Raw genomic sequence first — 14,289 nt, forward strand, 5'->3', positions numbered from 1 at the left:
GGACGTAGGAATTCGCACAACAAAGAGGGTGTCCCAAAAGGCATTTGTATGCCTGGCGGGACACGCTTATAAGTTACTGGGACTGTTTTCAACGAGGAAAATAATGAAGTGGCGGCGTTCCTCATCTAGGCGAGGGACGCTGCCACTTTGAGCAGGTTATGCGCGACACTCACCAGCCCCATTTCGATGGTGACTTTCGGAATGCCCCGCAGGAGGAATCGTCTAAATCCCCGATTTCCTTTGATCTGACCAAACACGCTTTCCACCTCCACCATTCGCTGTACGGATAGCTTCCGTCCACGTTTGCTTGTCAAGTTCGCTCGTGCTCTTTGCTTGTGCTCTTGCAAAGTTACACTGACTCCAATTTGGCGGTTGTTTTTCGATTTGGTGCATTGATTCTTGAGAGGACATGTCCCACAGGCGTCGCACTGGTAATAGCGTTTTTTCGATGAGTAGCCTGCCTCCGTTTTGACCGTTCGTTCGTACCGAAACGTCAGTCGCTGATTGCCAGCGCAGATGTACTCATCTCGTTCAGCATCGTAGATCCAGTTCTCAAACCGACTAATATCATTTTGGAAACGCTTGGTTTGCTCTTGATAGTATGTATTGAACTTTACGAAGGCTTCTATCTCTTCATGTGCCAACCATGAGTAGTTCTCTTCACTACCATATCCGGCATCTGCTATCACGGATTGGGGTAAGATGCCGAACCGTTCCCACATTTGTTCAAAATGGGGAATGAGGCAACGCGTATCGGTCGGTCTCTGGTGAATACTAAATCCAACAATGAATTGATTTTCCGTTCCCACTTGGACATTGTAACCAGGCTTAAGTTGTCCGTTCTTCATGTGGTCTTCCTTCATCCGCATGAAGGTGGCATCCGGATCTGTTTTGCTGAAACTGTTACGGTCCTGAAATGTAGCTTGCTGCATTTCGTATTTTTCACATCGAGGCAGGTAGTCCTTACGGATTTTCCGTATCGCCTTGCGGAGGGGGTTGTTCTTTGGGGATTCACTCAGCTGTTGCTCCAGAGAGGTCACCAACGTATCCAACTGTTCAGAAGTAATAGGCTGGTCCTGGTCCTTTCCCAACTCCTCCAGATCTCGTTCTCCGTATTCTCGTTGTTCCTGTTGGTTTGCTTGCTCGATTTCCGTCAGCAACTCCCGGATTTGTGCTTGTAACCGAGACTGAAAACGGTCTGTGGATTTCTTCCAGACAAAGGTGTAGCGATTCGCATTCGCCTCAATTTTGGTTCCATCCAGGAAGTAATGCTCGAACTTTACGTACCCTTCGTCAATAAGCAGTTCAAGTACCGCTGCAAAAACTTGTTCTACAATGTCCTTCATCCGTTCCGAACGGAACCGATTAATGGTACGGAAGTCGGGCGTTTGACGCGCGCTGAGCCACATAAAATGAATGTTCTCCCGTAGCGCCTTAGCGATCTGACGAGAGGAGTAAATTCGTTGTGTATATGCGTAAACAAGAACTTTGGTCAGCATTTTCGGATGGAAACTGCTTCGACCGCCGCCGGGGTAGTATTGAAAGAATAACTCGTCGTCCATTCGCTCTACGGTGTCATTTACAATACGCACAACATGATTCGCAGGAATCAGGTCTTCCAAATCCATTGGTAGGAAAAGTTGTCCCATGTTATATTGAATGAAGGTAACGTTACTCAAAAGAAATCGCTCCATTCGGTTGATGTTTGCTTGTCACTTACATTTTACCGAAATGAGCGATTTCTTTTTGTGTACAAACAGTAAAATTTGAACATATATAGATAAAACGGGGCGCCCCTCAGTACCGAAGTACTTTTGGGACACCCCCTTTGTTGTGCGGTTAAATCTATTGTTTGAGAAACGGTAGGGGATAAATCATGGAAGGGGCGGTTCATGGTACGACTGCGCAGAGAGTTTTATTTAGTTCTCGAGGGGACGAATAGAGAGCGAATTCAGAATGCGTATTGAATTCTCGTTTGCACATCTGTATACTTACGTTCAAGTATACAAGTATGAAAGAGCTTACAAAAATTGCGTTGGAGGGTTAGACCATGACTAGAGCACATCGAAAGTTGTGGAGTGCTGTGGCAATCGGGTTGGTCGCTACAATGCCACTCGCCGGATGTGGTACGGCATCGAATGGGTCAAGTAATTCTAGCTCATCTCAAAAAAGTGTGAACATTACATTTTCTTGGTGGACTAATCCAACACGTACCAAAGAGACTGAGCAGGCCATTAGTTTGTTTGAGAAGAAATACCCGAATATTCACGTGACTATGGAATATATGCCTTGGGATGGTTATTGGTCTAAAATGGCGACCGAAGCTGCTGCGGGTAGCGCCCCAGACGTGATGCAGATGGACGGATCGGTTCTGGACGAATACGTAACAAAAAACCAACTGATGGATTTGGGGACAACATCTGTTGACTCCTCGGGACTGGATAAAAATGTTGTCCAATTGGGCGACGTGAACGGCAAACTGTATGCCATCCCCGCTGCCGTGAATGCATTGGCTATGATTTACAATCCTGCTTTGTTGAAGCAAGCTGGTGTTAGCTTTGACCCTTCAAAGAATTACACTTGGGATGATTTCGCGAAACTTTGCGAGGAAATTCACCAGAAACTACCCAATGTCTATGGAGCTACGGACGAGATTTACAATGAGGCTGAATTGGCGTATTGGGCAAGGTGTAACGGTGAGCAAATGTACTCTTCCGATGGTAAGTCTTTAGCTCGTTCGAACGATGCTGCCTGACTGGGCAGACTCCAACAAACCGTATTCCGTGCATCCGGCTATGTATTGGTCCATGTCTTCGGCGACGAAATATCCCAAGCAAGCTGCGGAATTGATTAACTTCCTCGAAAATGACCCTCAGGTCTCAAAGATCTTCCTGAATGAGCGAGGGGTTACTGCAAACACAAACAATATGGAAGCGGACTCAAAGCTCGGCGGTACTACGGTGGCAACGCAGGACCAATTCATGAAACAGGTCGAGAAGGTGTCAAGCCCGACTCCGTTGGATCCTCCCGCCGGAAGTAACGTTACAACGATCTTGCAGACGATTGGAGAAGAGGTGACGTACGGCAAGTTGACTCCGAGCCAAGCAGCGGACCAATTCACCACTCAAGCAAATCAGGTACTGTCTCAAAATAGTTAACTTGATCCTCAACCGCTGTCACGGTCCACGATGCACAGGCGTTGGTTGGACACTGTGTCTCAGGAGGTTTCAAAATGGACACATCTACACAGGCCCTCGTAGTAAAGCCGAATTCAGTTGTAAAAAAGAATTCAAAGAACTCCGTTTTGAAAAACTTGTCGGCGTACGGTTTTATGACACCCTGGCTTCTCGGCATGCTGCTGCTCACCGCAGGGTCCATGCTCTTCACGCTGTATCTAACATTCACCAACTACGATCTGCTCAGCCGTCCTCAGTTTATCGGGCTGTCGAATTTCACTCAAATTTTCAAAGATCCAAACTTTTGGACTTCGATCCGAGTGACGTTTATTTACGTCGTGTTGTCGGTTCCAGCGCGGCTCATTGCATCATTGCTTGTCGCTACACTGGTGAGTAAGCAAGTGAGAGGAATCGCGGTGTATCGAGCGCTTATCTACCTGCCTTCATTAATTGGAGGCAGTGTGGGGGCCTCAATTGGGTGGAGAGAACTGTTTGATCAGAATGGACCGATAGATTCATTCCTCAAATTGTTCGGAATCCATGGACCGGTTTGGCTCGGAAATCCAGCTACGTCGATGATCGTGTTGGTTTTGTTGAGCGTCTGGCAGTTCGGATCCGAGATGGTGATCTTTTTGGCTGGCATCAAGCAAATTCCGGGTTATCTCTACGAGTCGGCGACCATCGATGGAGCATCGAACTTTCAACGATATATTCGGATTACGTTACCGATGTTATCACCTCTTATATTTTTTAACCTGCTGATGGGGACGATATCTTCATTTATGGTGTTCACACAGGTTTTGGTGATTACCGACGGTGGACCGATGAATTCGACGTTGCTCTATGTCCTCTATCTATACCAGCAGGCGTTCCAGTTCTTTCATATGGGTTACGCCGCAGCACTATCCATCATCTTGCTAATTCTGATCGCTTTGTGTTCTGGGTTTATCTTTCTAACAGCGAGATTTTGGGTGAATTACGATGTTTAGGATGGTGTTTTATGGGGGCCTCTAAGTCTTTTGTACGAATCAGTGCTCGTCATGTCCTCTTGATTTTGATCTCGTTTGTGATGATTTACCCGATTTTGTGGATGTTTTTCTCGTCGTTTAAGCCAGAAAGTGATATTTTTTCAACCTCAAGTTTATGGCCGACGAAATGGACCTTTAAGCACTACATCGATGGCATTACTGGAGCTTCGGGCGTGAATTTTGGCCCAATGTTCCTACACTCGTTTGAGATATCGATCGTCGTCGTCATGGGTGCATTGTTTAGCTCGTCGCTCACTGGATTCGCGTTTGCCCGGCTGCAATTTACCGCAAAAAGGTTTCTCTTCGGGTTCATGCTTGCGACCATGATGCTTCCCGCTCAGGTCGTACTTATCCCACAATACATTATTTTTCACAAGGTGGGGTTGATCAACACATTTGTACCTTTAATGCTGCCTAGTTTCCTTGGCACGACTCCGTTTTTCATTTATTTGATGGTGCAATTCGTGAGGGGGATACCGAAGGACCTCGATGAAGCAGCGGCGATTGATGGATGTAGTACCTTCCGACTGTTTCGCTCCATTATTTTGCCGCTGGCTAAGCCAGCCATCATTACGATTTCGATCTTTGCATTTTACTGGACGTGGAACGATTTTTTTGGTCAGTTGATATACCTAAACAACCCAAATCTATTCACTGTTCCAATTGGCTTGAGCATGTTCATGGACAATATGGGTCAGAGTCAATGGGGGGATTTGTTTGCTATGTCCATCCTCTCGGTGATCCCCATTTTAATCGTCTTTATCATATTCCAGAGGTATTTAGTAGAAGGAATTGCTACACATGGGCTGAAAAATTAGGTCTAATTTTTGAATTGCAGAATAGGTTCTTCGGCGGAAGAGTGAAACAAATGGTTCGCGTCTAACACGCCGCCTACATCAGAGGAGTGTATCTCGTATAGAAAAGGTGGTTGGATCATGAAAATTACCGATATTATTGCAACGACCGTCACGGTGCCGCTCGAGGCCCCATTGCGACACAGTAACGGTGCGCATTGGGGACGATTTGTTCGAACCATAGTCGAAGTGCATACAGACGAGGGAATTATCGGTCTAGGTGAGATGGGAGGCGGTGGTGAGAGTGCGGAGCAAGCGTTTCACGGGTTAAAATCCTATCTCGTCGGTCATGATCCGTTTCAATTAGAAGAGTTACGGTTCAAAATTTGCAATCCGACCGCCAGTCTTTATAATAACCGGACTCAAATGCATGCCGCGATCGAATTTGCATGTCTCGACATCATGGGTCAAAAACTTGGCGTACCGGTTTATAAACTATTAGGTGGAAAAGTGCGCGATGCGGTCCCCTTCGCGAGTTACCTGTTTTTCCGATTGCCGAACGAAGTCAGTGGCCATGGAGAGGTTCGCACTGCTGAACAGTTAGTCGCACACGCGTCCGAGCTCAAGCAAAAGCACGGATTTACCGTTCACAAGCTAAAGGGCGGTGTATTCCATCCAGAATACGAACTAGAGTGTTATAAAGCGCTGGCTAAGGCCTTCCCAAAAGACCAGCTGAGGTATGACCCGAATGCCGCGCTCAGTGTGGAAGAGGCGATTTGGTTTGGGAAACAAATCGAAAATTTAAACAACGACTACCTGGAGGATCCGACATGGGGTCTGAATGGAAACCGACGAGTTCGCTCGATGGTATCGATTCCACTGTCGACGAACACGCTGGTCGTAAATTTTGAGCAACTTGCGGAAAACATTCTCAACCCTTCTATCGACGTCATCCTCTTGGACACGACGTTTTGGGGTGGCATTCGGCCATGCATCAAAGCAGCCAGCGTCTGTGAGACGTTTCAACTCTCAGTTGCGGTACATTCCTCTGGAGAACTTGGTATTCAGTTGGCGACGATGTTGCACCTTGGGGCCGTACTCCCTAACCTCACGTTCGCCGCAGATGCCCATTACCATCATTTGCAAGACGATATTATCGAAGGCGGCAAACTAGAGTACGTGAATGGCGCCATTCAAGTCCCTGAAACGCCTGGTCTAGGAGTCAAATTGAATCGTGACAAGCTCGAAGAGTACGCGGAATTGTACCGAGAGGTTGGCGGTTACGCGTACGACCGCGACCCTTCTCGCAAAGAATGGTTCCCTTTGATTCCGAATACCAAGTGGGCTGACCCATCCGCCGGTCGGCACTGTGAAGTACCCGTGCAGCACGCTCGCTAACCAGCACAGCTTCGCCGGTCTAGCTAGCCTACGAATATGAATCATTTGTTTGGGAGGAAAAGGGAATGATTAAAGTCGGTGTAATTGGAGCAGGTGCGATTTCGACGCGACACATCGAGGGGTACTTGAGTTTCCCGGAGGACTGTAAGATTGCGGCGATCGCAGACATCTACCTAGATAAGGCACAACAGCACGTAAGCGATTACCAGTTGGACGCTGCCGCCGTCGCAGACTATAAGGAGTTGTTAGCTGATCCGGACCTGACGTTGGTCTCGATTTGCACACCGCCTTCGACGCACGCGGAAATCGCCATTGCTTTCTTGAAGGCAGGCAAGCATGTCCTGGTCGAGAAGCCGATGGCTGCGTCTCTCGAAGAATGCGACGCAATGATAGCCGCTGCACAGGACAGTGGCTGCATTCTCTCAGTGGTCGCCCAGAACCGCTTCCGCACGCCTTGGATGAAGTTGAAGAGCATACTCGATTCGAAGATGGCGGGGGAGATTCTGCATGCGCAGATCGATTCGTACTGGTGGCGCGGCCACAGTTACTACGATTTGTGGTGGAGAGGCACATGGGCAAGCGAGGGCGGTGGATGCACGCTCAATCACGCGGTTCACCATATTGACGCATTGCAGTGGATGATGGGGATGCCCGTGGAAGTTTCGGCGTTGATGAGCAACGTCTCACACGACAACGCAGAGGTCGAGGACATTTCGATTGCAGCCCTTCGGTTCGAGAACGGAAGTGTGGGGCAGATTACCAGTTCCGTTGTTCACCACGGTCAAGAACAACAACTCGTGTTTCAGTGCCAGAAGGCAAAGTTGTCGACACCATGGGCGTTGTACGCGTCCTCGTCCAGGCAAAACGGATTTCCAGAACGCGATTCGAGTACCGAAGAAGAGCTTCAGTCGTTCTACGACAGCCTTCCGGAAATCCCCTATCAAGAACATGTCGGTCAAATCGAGAACGTCCTCTCTGCAATTAAGGATGGCGTCCCTGTGTTTATCGATGGGCACGATGGTCGGAGGACACTTGAGCTGATTGTGTCCATCTATAAGGCGGCTAGTACCGGGCAACGTGTGACTTTGCCGCTGTGCAAAGATGATCCGTTCTACACGAAAGAGGGTCTGATGGCGAGCGTGCCCCACTTTTACGAGAAGAAGGCCTCGGTGGAGAGGTTTGAGAACAATACCATTACCACGTCAGGCAACTGATTTGAGATTCGGGCAACCGGGAGGTCATTGATATGAGTAAGCGTGACGGCATGAACTACGTTCCGGAGGGCAAGTTCCAACCTGTCTGTGAGAAAGGGGATTTCCTGTTTGCGGCCGTCGGGCTTGATCACGGTCACATCTACGGGATGAGTACGGGTCTTATCGACGCGGGAGGCGAGCTGGCTCTGGTGTATGATCCTGACCCTGACAAAGTCACAGCTTTTCAGAAAAAATTCCCCAATGTGAAGGTGGCGCGTTCGGAGGAAGAAGTGCTCAATGACTCGTCCATCCGCCTCGTGGCCGGTGCGGCCATCCCGTCTGAGCGCGCGGCTTTAGGCATCCGGGTGATGGAGCACGGCAAGGACTATTTTACCGATAAGGCCCCTTTGACCACTCTAGATCAACTCGCCCGTGTGAGGGAGGTCGTTCTCCAGACGGGCCAGAAGTATAGCGTGTATTACAGCGAACGACTACACGTCGAGAGTGCCGTGTTCGCAGGACAGCTGATCCAGGATGGCGCCATTGGGCGGGTTGTTCAGGTGTTAGGAACCGGTCCGCACCGTCTGAATGCCCCCAGTAGGCCGGATTGGTTCTTCCAGCGCGACCGGTATGGCGGGATTTTGTGCGACATCGGCAGCCATCAGATTGAACAGTTTTTATCCTTTACCCAAGCTAAGGATGCCAAGGTCCTGGCTAGTAAAATCGCAAATTACAACCATAAAGAACACACCGAGTTTGAGGATTTTGGCGACGCTACGCTGGTGGCCGACAACGGAGCGACGAACTACTTTCGCGTCGACTGGTTTACACCGGACGGTCTTGGTACCTGGGGAGATGGTCGTACCTTTATCTTAGGCACCAACGGATATATCGAGTTGAGAAAATATATTGACGTTGGGCGGGATCCAGTAGGGGATCAGGTGTATCTCGTCAATCAAGAGGGCGAGTTTCATATCCCAGTTCACGGGAAGGTGGGCTATCCATTCTTTGGACAGCTCATTCTCGACTGCCTCAACCGTACAGAACAAGCGATGACACAAGAGCACGCTCTGAAGGCGGCAGAGTTAAGCGTTCTCGCTCAGATGCAAGCTGATGTCATCGAAAGCTGATTGAGCAAGCGAACGGCCGCTTGCGATAGGAGGAACCGCGATGCGTTTGAAGAACAAAGTCGCGCTCGTCACGGGAGGCGGGCGTGGTATCGGTGCGGCCATTGCGAGGCGGATGGCTGTCGAGGGGGCCGATGTCTGTATCGTCAGTCGGACGGAGTCGGAGCTCGCGAAGCAGGCTGACTGGGTTTTAGCAAACACATCCGCCAAGGTCTTGACGGTGACTGCGGATGTGAGTCGACCTGAGGATGTCGAGCACTCGGTCGAAGAAGCGATTTCGCGATTCGGAAAAATTGATATCCTCGTCAACTGCGCAGGGATCTCACTCGCTTACGCGTCAACCGATTTACCTTTTGACAAGTGGAAGAACTGCTTGAATATCAACCTAGATGGAACCTTTCTCTATTGTCAGCAGGTCGGGAGACATATGATCAACCGCGGAGAGGGCGGCAAAATCATCAATATCACGTCCATCGTTTCACATGCGGCCATTCCGGAGAGAGCGGCGTATGCCGCGAGTAAAGGCGGAGTCAAGCAGTTGACCCAGAACCTGGCACTTGAGTGGGCCCCGTACAATATCCAAGTAAACTCCATCAGTCCAGGGTTTATTCTAACTGAAATCGTACGCGACTACGTCAAGCGAGGCATCCACAACACCGAAAAGATGGTAGCACGAATTCCTGCTGGGCGTATGGGAGAAGTTGACGACATCGCCGGACCCGCCGTATTTTTGGCCTCCACAGATGCGGATTACGTGACCGGTACGACGCTTATCGTCGATGGTGGCTTCCTCACCAACGGATACGTGTAACCCTTGTCATATCGAACCGAAAAATGAGGTGTTGTCAGTGGACAGAGATGTGTGATCGTTGGCGTCTATGGTTGAAACGGTCATCTCGCGAGAATCAACACGATATTATCGTAGCGGCGCGCAAATTCAATAACCTGATGATCTTTGGATGTTGGTGGTTTGTGAACACAGACACGCTGGTCGAGGAAATTACGCGCATGCGTCTCGAACTGCTAGGGCCCACGTTCATTCCGCAGCATTCGGATGCGAGAGTACTAGAGCAATTGGTGTATAAGTGGGATCGGGCTCGTGCAGTGGTGAAACGGGCGCTCGTCGACAAGTATACGGTCCTTGCAAACGATGGATGGGAGCCATCGCTTACGCACATTCAACGAGATGTCGACAAGTTATTCAATCGCAATTTTTGGGATTTTGTAAACCGTTAGTTTCATTTTGTTCTGGTATTGACCCGGGACACGAAAGTGGCTGACGGGCTCCTTAATAACTGTACCGAGTTCCCCATGAATGAAACCACGACCCATTTGGATCGTGGTTTTAACCTATCCATAGGCTTTACAGCACCCGAGAGGCCTACCTTCACTCTATACAATAGGCGGGGGTCCCGAGTAGCACGTCGATTGTAACAAACTGGTAACGAATCGCTTTGGCCACTTCAATCAAGTACGGTAGCGCATCGACTGTTCCACTCACATTCCCAGCACAATGATGTAGGAGGATGGAGTCAGCCTTTAAGGGGGGCAACACGTTGGAAAGGATGCTCGGACCGGAAATTCCTGACCAATCGACAGAGTCCACGTCCCACAGGACGATGTCGTAGCCGAGACTGTGCACCTGGGTAGATAAGGTCTCATTGATATCGCCATAAGGTGGCCGGAACAGGCGAGGGCGGAGTCCGACGGTCTCTTCGATGATGTCTGATGTCTGTTCGAGTTGCATCCGTACGGAGCTCTTCGACTCCTTGGTCAAATAAGGATGATCCCAACTGTGATTCGCGACGACATGTCCGTCTCGTACCATTCGGCGCAGTACATTAGGGAACTTTTGGACCTGTGACCCGATACAAAAGAAGCTGGACTGCACACCGTAAGCGTCGAGTATCTCTAAAATCTCAGGCGTATATTGAAGATCCGGTCCATCGTCAAAGGTCAAGGCAATTCGCTTCGGCTCGTTCGGAAGAAAAGGTGGCTGTTTTTGCATTCTTGGATCCAAGCTATCTACTCTCCCATGTCCCCAGATCTTTTGTCCGTTTTCACATGTCATTCGACAGGTAGTCGTGAATCCGCTTTTTGCGAATTCACTTCGGTTCAGAATTGCGACATGAGAGGCAAGTACCTTTAACCTCCAAATGATAATCCTCCACTTCAAAGCCGGCTGCAGCGGGAGGAAGAGTAAAGGCTGGTGTTTGCGGCAAATAGAAATCAAACAGTTTGCCACATTTCTTGCACACGAGATGATGATGGGGCATCACGTTGATATCAAAGCGGCTGGCCGCATCGCCAAATGTGATTTCCTTGACCAAACCGATCTCCCTGAAGTGTTTCATGGTGTTATATACCGTGGAAACACTGAGACTCGGGAATGTCGGGTGAAGGGCCTGGTAAATTTCATCCACGGTCGCGTGCTCATTGTGATGGATCAGAAAGTTCAAGATCGCCTCGCGTTGTGGTGTAACTCGTAACCCCACGTCTTTCAGCAGTTTCGGTATGTTCGTATCGCTTGATAGGTGTTGCAAGGTCGAAACCCCACTTTCTAACGAAATTTATCAGAGTGCCTTTGACAACGACATGGGCATTATTTATAATCAGGCCTAGATAATAATTATTATCAAAAAGGAGTTGATGTCATTTATGAAATGATACTATATCGTTTTAGGGGATGCCAATACTGTACACAATGTCATTGCTGTAGTCCTGAATTAGCTGTGTACAATCTTAAAACCACACTTAGGAGGAACCATCGATTATGTCTCTGATTGGAACCGAAGTACAACCGTTTAAAGCATCAGCTTACCAAAATGGCAAGTTTATCGAAGTCACAGAAGCTGACCTAAAGGGCAAGTGGAGTGTAGTTTGCTTTTATCCGGCAGACTTTACATTCGTGTGCCCCACTGAGCTGGAAGATCTCCAAAACGAATACGAGACCCTGAAGGGACTTGGGGTCGAAGTGTATTCCGTTTCAACGGATAGTCATTTCACACATAAAGCATGGCACGATACCTCGGAAACCATTAGGAAAATTACTTACATTATGATCGGTGATCCCACGCACGCCATCTCGCGCAACTTCGATGTGTTGATCGAATCAGAAGGAGTTGCGGACCGCGGTACTTTTATCATTGACCCAGATGGGATCATTCAAGCCATTGAAATTAACGCGGGTGGCATCGGCCGCGATGCAAGCACGCTTGTGAACAAGATTAAGGCAGCACAGTATGTTCGAAACAACCCGGGTGAAGTTTGTCCAGCCAAGTGGCAGGAAGGTGCTGCAACACTGAAGCCGAGCCTAGACCTCGTAGGAAAGATCTAAGGAGCATGATCTATGGTACTTGATGCAGAGATTCGCGAACAGTTAAGCCAGTATCTTCAACTGATGGAAGGCGACGTTCTGCTCAAAGTTAGTGCCGGATCTGATGATGTATCGAATGACATGCTGGCTCTCGTGGATGAGCTGGCCAGCATGTCATCCAAGATCTCGGTTGAGCGAACAACCTTGCAAAGAACGCCGAGCTTTAGCCTGCATCGCGTGGGCGAGGATGTTGGGATCACGTTTGCGGGTGTGCCTTTGGGACACGAATTCACTTCACTAGTGTTAGCTCTTCTGCAGGTTAGCGGAAGAGCTCCGAAGGTCGAAGAGAGCGTAATTGATCAAATTAAGCAGATTGACGGCGAGTATCGTTTTGAGTCTTATGTCAGCCTGAGTTGCCACAACTGTCCTGACGTTGTGCAGGCGCTGAACTTGATGAGCCTCCTCAATCCTGGCATCACGCATACGATGATTGACGGCGCGGCGTTCAAAGCAGAGGCAGAAAGCAAAAACATCATGGCAGTGCCATCTGTTTACCTAAACGGGGAATTCTTTGGTAGTGGTCGGATGACACTCGAGGAGATTCTCGCCAAGATGGGGAATGCTCTTGATGCATCCGAGATCGCAAACAGGGAGCCATACGATGTGCTTGTGGTGGGGGGTGGCCCCGCCGGTGCAAGTGCAGCCATCTATGCGGCACGTAAAGGCATCCGTACAGGCATAGTGGCCGAACGCTTTGGCGGTCAGGTCATGGACACCGTGGGCATTGAGAACTTTATCAGTGTCAAGTACACCGAAGGTCCGAAACTCGCAGCGAGTCTAGAAGAGCATGTGAAAGAGTACGGGATCGATGTAATGACACTACAGCGTGCAAAGCGCTTAGAAAAGAAGGAATTCGTCGAAATCGAACTCGAAAACGGTGCTGTTCTAAAGAGCAAGACCGTGATCATCTCAACAGGTGCTCGTTGGCGCAACGTGGGTGTACCCGGCGAGTCAGACTTCCGGAACAAAGGTGTGACATACTGTCCGCACTGTGACGGCCCTCTGTTTACAGGGAAACACGTCGCCGTGATTGGCGGGGGGAATTCTGGTATTGAGGCGGCAATCGACCTCGCAGGAATCGTAAAACATGTAACTGTCCTTGAGTTTATGCCAGAGTTGAAAGCTGATGCCGTACTTCAGAAACGACTGTACAGTCTGCCGAATGTCACGGTCATCACGAACGCACAAACGAAAGAAATTACAGGCACAGACAAGGTAAACGGGATTACCTATGCGGACCGTGACACAGGTGTAGTTCAGCATATCGAGTTGCAGGGTGTGTTTGTTCAGATAGGCCTTGTACCCAATACCGATTGGCTCACAGACACGGTTGAACGCAATCGCTTAGGCGAGATCGTTGTAAATAGCCATGGTGCCACGAACGTACCTGGTGTGTTTGCTGCAGGCGACTGCATCAATAGCCCTTATAAGCAGATCATCATTTCGATGGGATCGGGTGCGAACGCAGCATTGGGCGCATTCGACTATCTAATCCGAAATTAATCAATGACCATGCGTGGTACGACTGTCGTGAACCATACTGAAGGAACATCGTCATTCAATGAAAGTACGTTCAAATGGGTCATCTCGACAAAAAGTACACCGCTATGAACATAGACGGTGTACTTTTTGTGATCTTCGCGATAGCGACTGTTTCAATCAGGCCACGGCGTTCTTCGTCTGTAAGAAGAGGATAAATCCTAAACCTGCTCCATTGGAGATTGGTTTCCAGTATTCTTTACGCGTACAAACGAGACTTGCTGTGATGGCTGATACTGCAATCTTTATATTTGATTAACTCAAGTTTCGCACCCTTAGGCAGCCAACTTCTCCTTGATGGAAGGCGCGAGGTTGTTCCAGTGGCCAGCCCATCCGCCCCATGCGGTACCGGACGGCGACTGAATGAGACTGGGCGTACCGCGGGCAGTTAGTTGTCAGCGCGTGTCCTCCTGCGGGGTAGGGCATATCTTTCGAACCTTGCAGAATCCGGCTATAAGCTGCCCGATACTGTGCCTTTTCTGCGGAAAATGGTTGCCCCTCCCGAGCCATGGCAACCACCATCCGCCTAGTTTTCCAACCAACTTCATTTGCATCTTCGACATTCGTTTGTGGACAGTCTAAAGGGCAGAAGAGCTTTGTGATTGAGTCCGTCGAGGGAAAGACATAAAGGATGCTGTTCAGTATACAGAACACGAAT

Annotated in this window: 14 protein-coding genes; 11 read left to right on the forward strand and 3 right to left on the reverse strand. The window is 49.2% G+C overall.

Going from position 1 to position 14,289, the window contains the following annotated elements:
• Nucleotides 1–125: 125 nt before the first annotated feature.
• Nucleotides 126–1,649 carry an IS1182 family transposase gene (locus tag NZD89_RS03270; RefSeq protein ID WP_326492940.1) on the reverse strand — a complete coding sequence of 508 codons (1,524 nt, stop codon included), beginning with the start codon at nt 1,647–1,649 and terminating at the stop codon, nt 126–128.
• 458 nt (nt 1,650–2,107) lie between these two features.
• Here NZD89_RS03270 and NZD89_RS03275 point away from each other — a divergent pair, with 458 nt between their 5' ends.
• The 9 genes from NZD89_RS03275 to NZD89_RS03315 all read left to right on the forward strand — a co-directional run bounded on the left by NZD89_RS03275 (nt 2,108) and on the right by NZD89_RS03315 (nt 9,952).
• Complete coding sequence (locus NZD89_RS03275) at nt 2,108–2,755, forward strand: ABC transporter substrate-binding protein (protein WP_268008378.1); 648 nt, start codon at nt 2,108–2,110, stop codon at nt 2,753–2,755.
• 40 nt (nt 2,756–2,795) lie between these two features.
• On the forward strand, nt 2,796–3,158 hold the full coding sequence (locus tag NZD89_RS03280) for a type 2 periplasmic-binding domain-containing protein (RefSeq protein ID WP_268006397.1): 363 nt from the start codon (nt 2,796–2,798) through the stop codon (nt 3,156–3,158).
• Nucleotides 3,159–3,232: 74 nt separating this feature from the next.
• A complete protein-coding gene (locus NZD89_RS03285; protein ID WP_268006398.1) occupies nt 3,233–4,165 on the forward strand; it encodes a carbohydrate ABC transporter permease in 933 nt (310 codons plus the stop codon).
• Between the two features lie 11 nt (nt 4,166–4,176).
• Entirely contained in the window at nt 4,177–5,022 is an 846-nt protein-coding gene (locus tag NZD89_RS03290) for a carbohydrate ABC transporter permease (RefSeq protein ID WP_268006399.1), read from the forward strand.
• A gap of 117 nt (nt 5,023–5,139) precedes the next feature.
• The gene (locus NZD89_RS03295; RefSeq protein ID WP_268006400.1) at nt 5,140–6,396 is read left to right on the forward strand and encodes an enolase C-terminal domain-like protein; all 1,257 of its coding nucleotides are present in this window, start codon (nt 5,140–5,142) and stop codon (nt 6,394–6,396) included.
• A 65-nt stretch (nt 6,397–6,461) separates the two neighbouring features.
• A complete protein-coding gene (locus NZD89_RS03300; RefSeq protein ID WP_268006401.1) occupies nt 6,462–7,610 on the forward strand; it encodes a Gfo/Idh/MocA family protein in 1,149 nt (382 codons plus the stop codon).
• Nucleotides 7,611–7,642: 32 nt separating this feature from the next.
• On the forward strand, nt 7,643–8,719 hold the full coding sequence (locus NZD89_RS03305; protein ID WP_268006402.1) for a Gfo/Idh/MocA family protein: 1,077 nt from the start codon (nt 7,643–7,645) through the stop codon (nt 8,717–8,719).
• Nucleotides 8,720–8,759: 40 nt separating this feature from the next.
• Nucleotides 8,760–9,527, forward strand: a complete 768-nt coding sequence (locus tag NZD89_RS03310; protein WP_268006403.1) for an SDR family NAD(P)-dependent oxidoreductase — start codon at nt 8,760–8,762, stop codon at nt 9,525–9,527.
• A 71-nt stretch (nt 9,528–9,598) separates the two neighbouring features.
• On the forward strand, nt 9,599–9,952 hold the full coding sequence (locus NZD89_RS03315) for a hypothetical protein (RefSeq protein ID WP_268006404.1): 354 nt from the start codon (nt 9,599–9,601) through the stop codon (nt 9,950–9,952).
• Between the two features lie 151 nt (nt 9,953–10,103).
• Here the strand turns inward: NZD89_RS03315 and NZD89_RS03320 are convergent, their stop codons facing one another.
• Both NZD89_RS03320 and NZD89_RS03325 read right to left on the reverse strand, forming a co-directional pair.
• Nucleotides 10,104–10,736 carry a polysaccharide deacetylase family protein gene (locus NZD89_RS03320; protein WP_268006405.1) on the reverse strand — a complete coding sequence of 211 codons (633 nt, stop codon included), beginning with the start codon at nt 10,734–10,736 and terminating at the stop codon, nt 10,104–10,106.
• A gap of 85 nt (nt 10,737–10,821) precedes the next feature.
• Nucleotides 10,822–11,211 (reverse strand): Fur family transcriptional regulator, encoded by a 390-nt coding sequence (locus NZD89_RS03325; RefSeq protein WP_268008379.1) that lies wholly within the window; start codon nt 11,209–11,211, stop codon nt 10,822–10,824.
• Nucleotides 11,212–11,489: 278 nt separating this feature from the next.
• Between NZD89_RS03325 and ahpC the strand changes: the two genes are divergently transcribed.
• Together ahpC and ahpF are read left to right on the forward strand one after the other, a co-directional pair.
• A complete protein-coding gene (gene ahpC, locus NZD89_RS03330; protein ID WP_268006406.1) occupies nt 11,490–12,053 on the forward strand; it encodes an alkyl hydroperoxide reductase subunit C in 564 nt (187 codons plus the stop codon).
• Between the two features lie 12 nt (nt 12,054–12,065).
• Entirely contained in the window at nt 12,066–13,595 is a 1,530-nt protein-coding gene (ahpF, locus tag NZD89_RS03335) for an alkyl hydroperoxide reductase subunit F (protein ID WP_268006407.1), read from the forward strand.
• Nucleotides 13,596–14,289: the final 694 nt, after the last annotated feature.

It is taken from the genome of Alicyclobacillus fastidiosus (genome assembly GCF_026651875.1).
Taxonomy (GTDB): Bacteria; Bacillota; Bacilli; order Alicyclobacillales; family Alicyclobacillaceae; genus Alicyclobacillus; species Alicyclobacillus fastidiosus.

What these genes read in the sequence shown, in the direction of transcription:
- NZD89_RS03270 (WP_326492940.1), bottom strand. Translation starts at nt 1,649, where the DNA reads ATGGGACAACTTTTCCTACCAATGGATTTGGAAGACCTGATTCCTGCG.
- NZD89_RS03275 (WP_268008378.1), top strand. Translation starts at nt 2,108, where the DNA reads ATGCCACTCGCCGGATGTGGTACGGCATCGAATGGGTCAAGTAATTCT.
- NZD89_RS03280 (WP_268006397.1), top strand. Translation starts at nt 2,796, where the DNA reads ATGTATTGGTCCATGTCTTCGGCGACGAAATATCCCAAGCAAGCTGCG.
- NZD89_RS03285 (WP_268006398.1), top strand. Translation starts at nt 3,233, where the DNA reads ATGGACACATCTACACAGGCCCTCGTAGTAAAGCCGAATTCAGTTGTA.
- NZD89_RS03290 (WP_268006399.1), top strand. Translation starts at nt 4,177, where the DNA reads ATGGGGGCCTCTAAGTCTTTTGTACGAATCAGTGCTCGTCATGTCCTC.
- NZD89_RS03295 (WP_268006400.1), top strand. Translation starts at nt 5,140, where the DNA reads ATGAAAATTACCGATATTATTGCAACGACCGTCACGGTGCCGCTCGAG.
- NZD89_RS03300 (WP_268006401.1), top strand. Translation starts at nt 6,462, where the DNA reads ATGATTAAAGTCGGTGTAATTGGAGCAGGTGCGATTTCGACGCGACAC.
- NZD89_RS03305 (WP_268006402.1), top strand. Translation starts at nt 7,643, where the DNA reads ATGAGTAAGCGTGACGGCATGAACTACGTTCCGGAGGGCAAGTTCCAA.
- NZD89_RS03310 (WP_268006403.1), top strand. Translation starts at nt 8,760, where the DNA reads ATGCGTTTGAAGAACAAAGTCGCGCTCGTCACGGGAGGCGGGCGTGGT.
- ahpC (WP_268006406.1), top strand. Translation starts at nt 11,490, where the DNA reads ATGTCTCTGATTGGAACCGAAGTACAACCGTTTAAAGCATCAGCTTAC.
- ahpF (WP_268006407.1), top strand. Translation starts at nt 12,066, where the DNA reads ATGGTACTTGATGCAGAGATTCGCGAACAGTTAAGCCAGTATCTTCAA.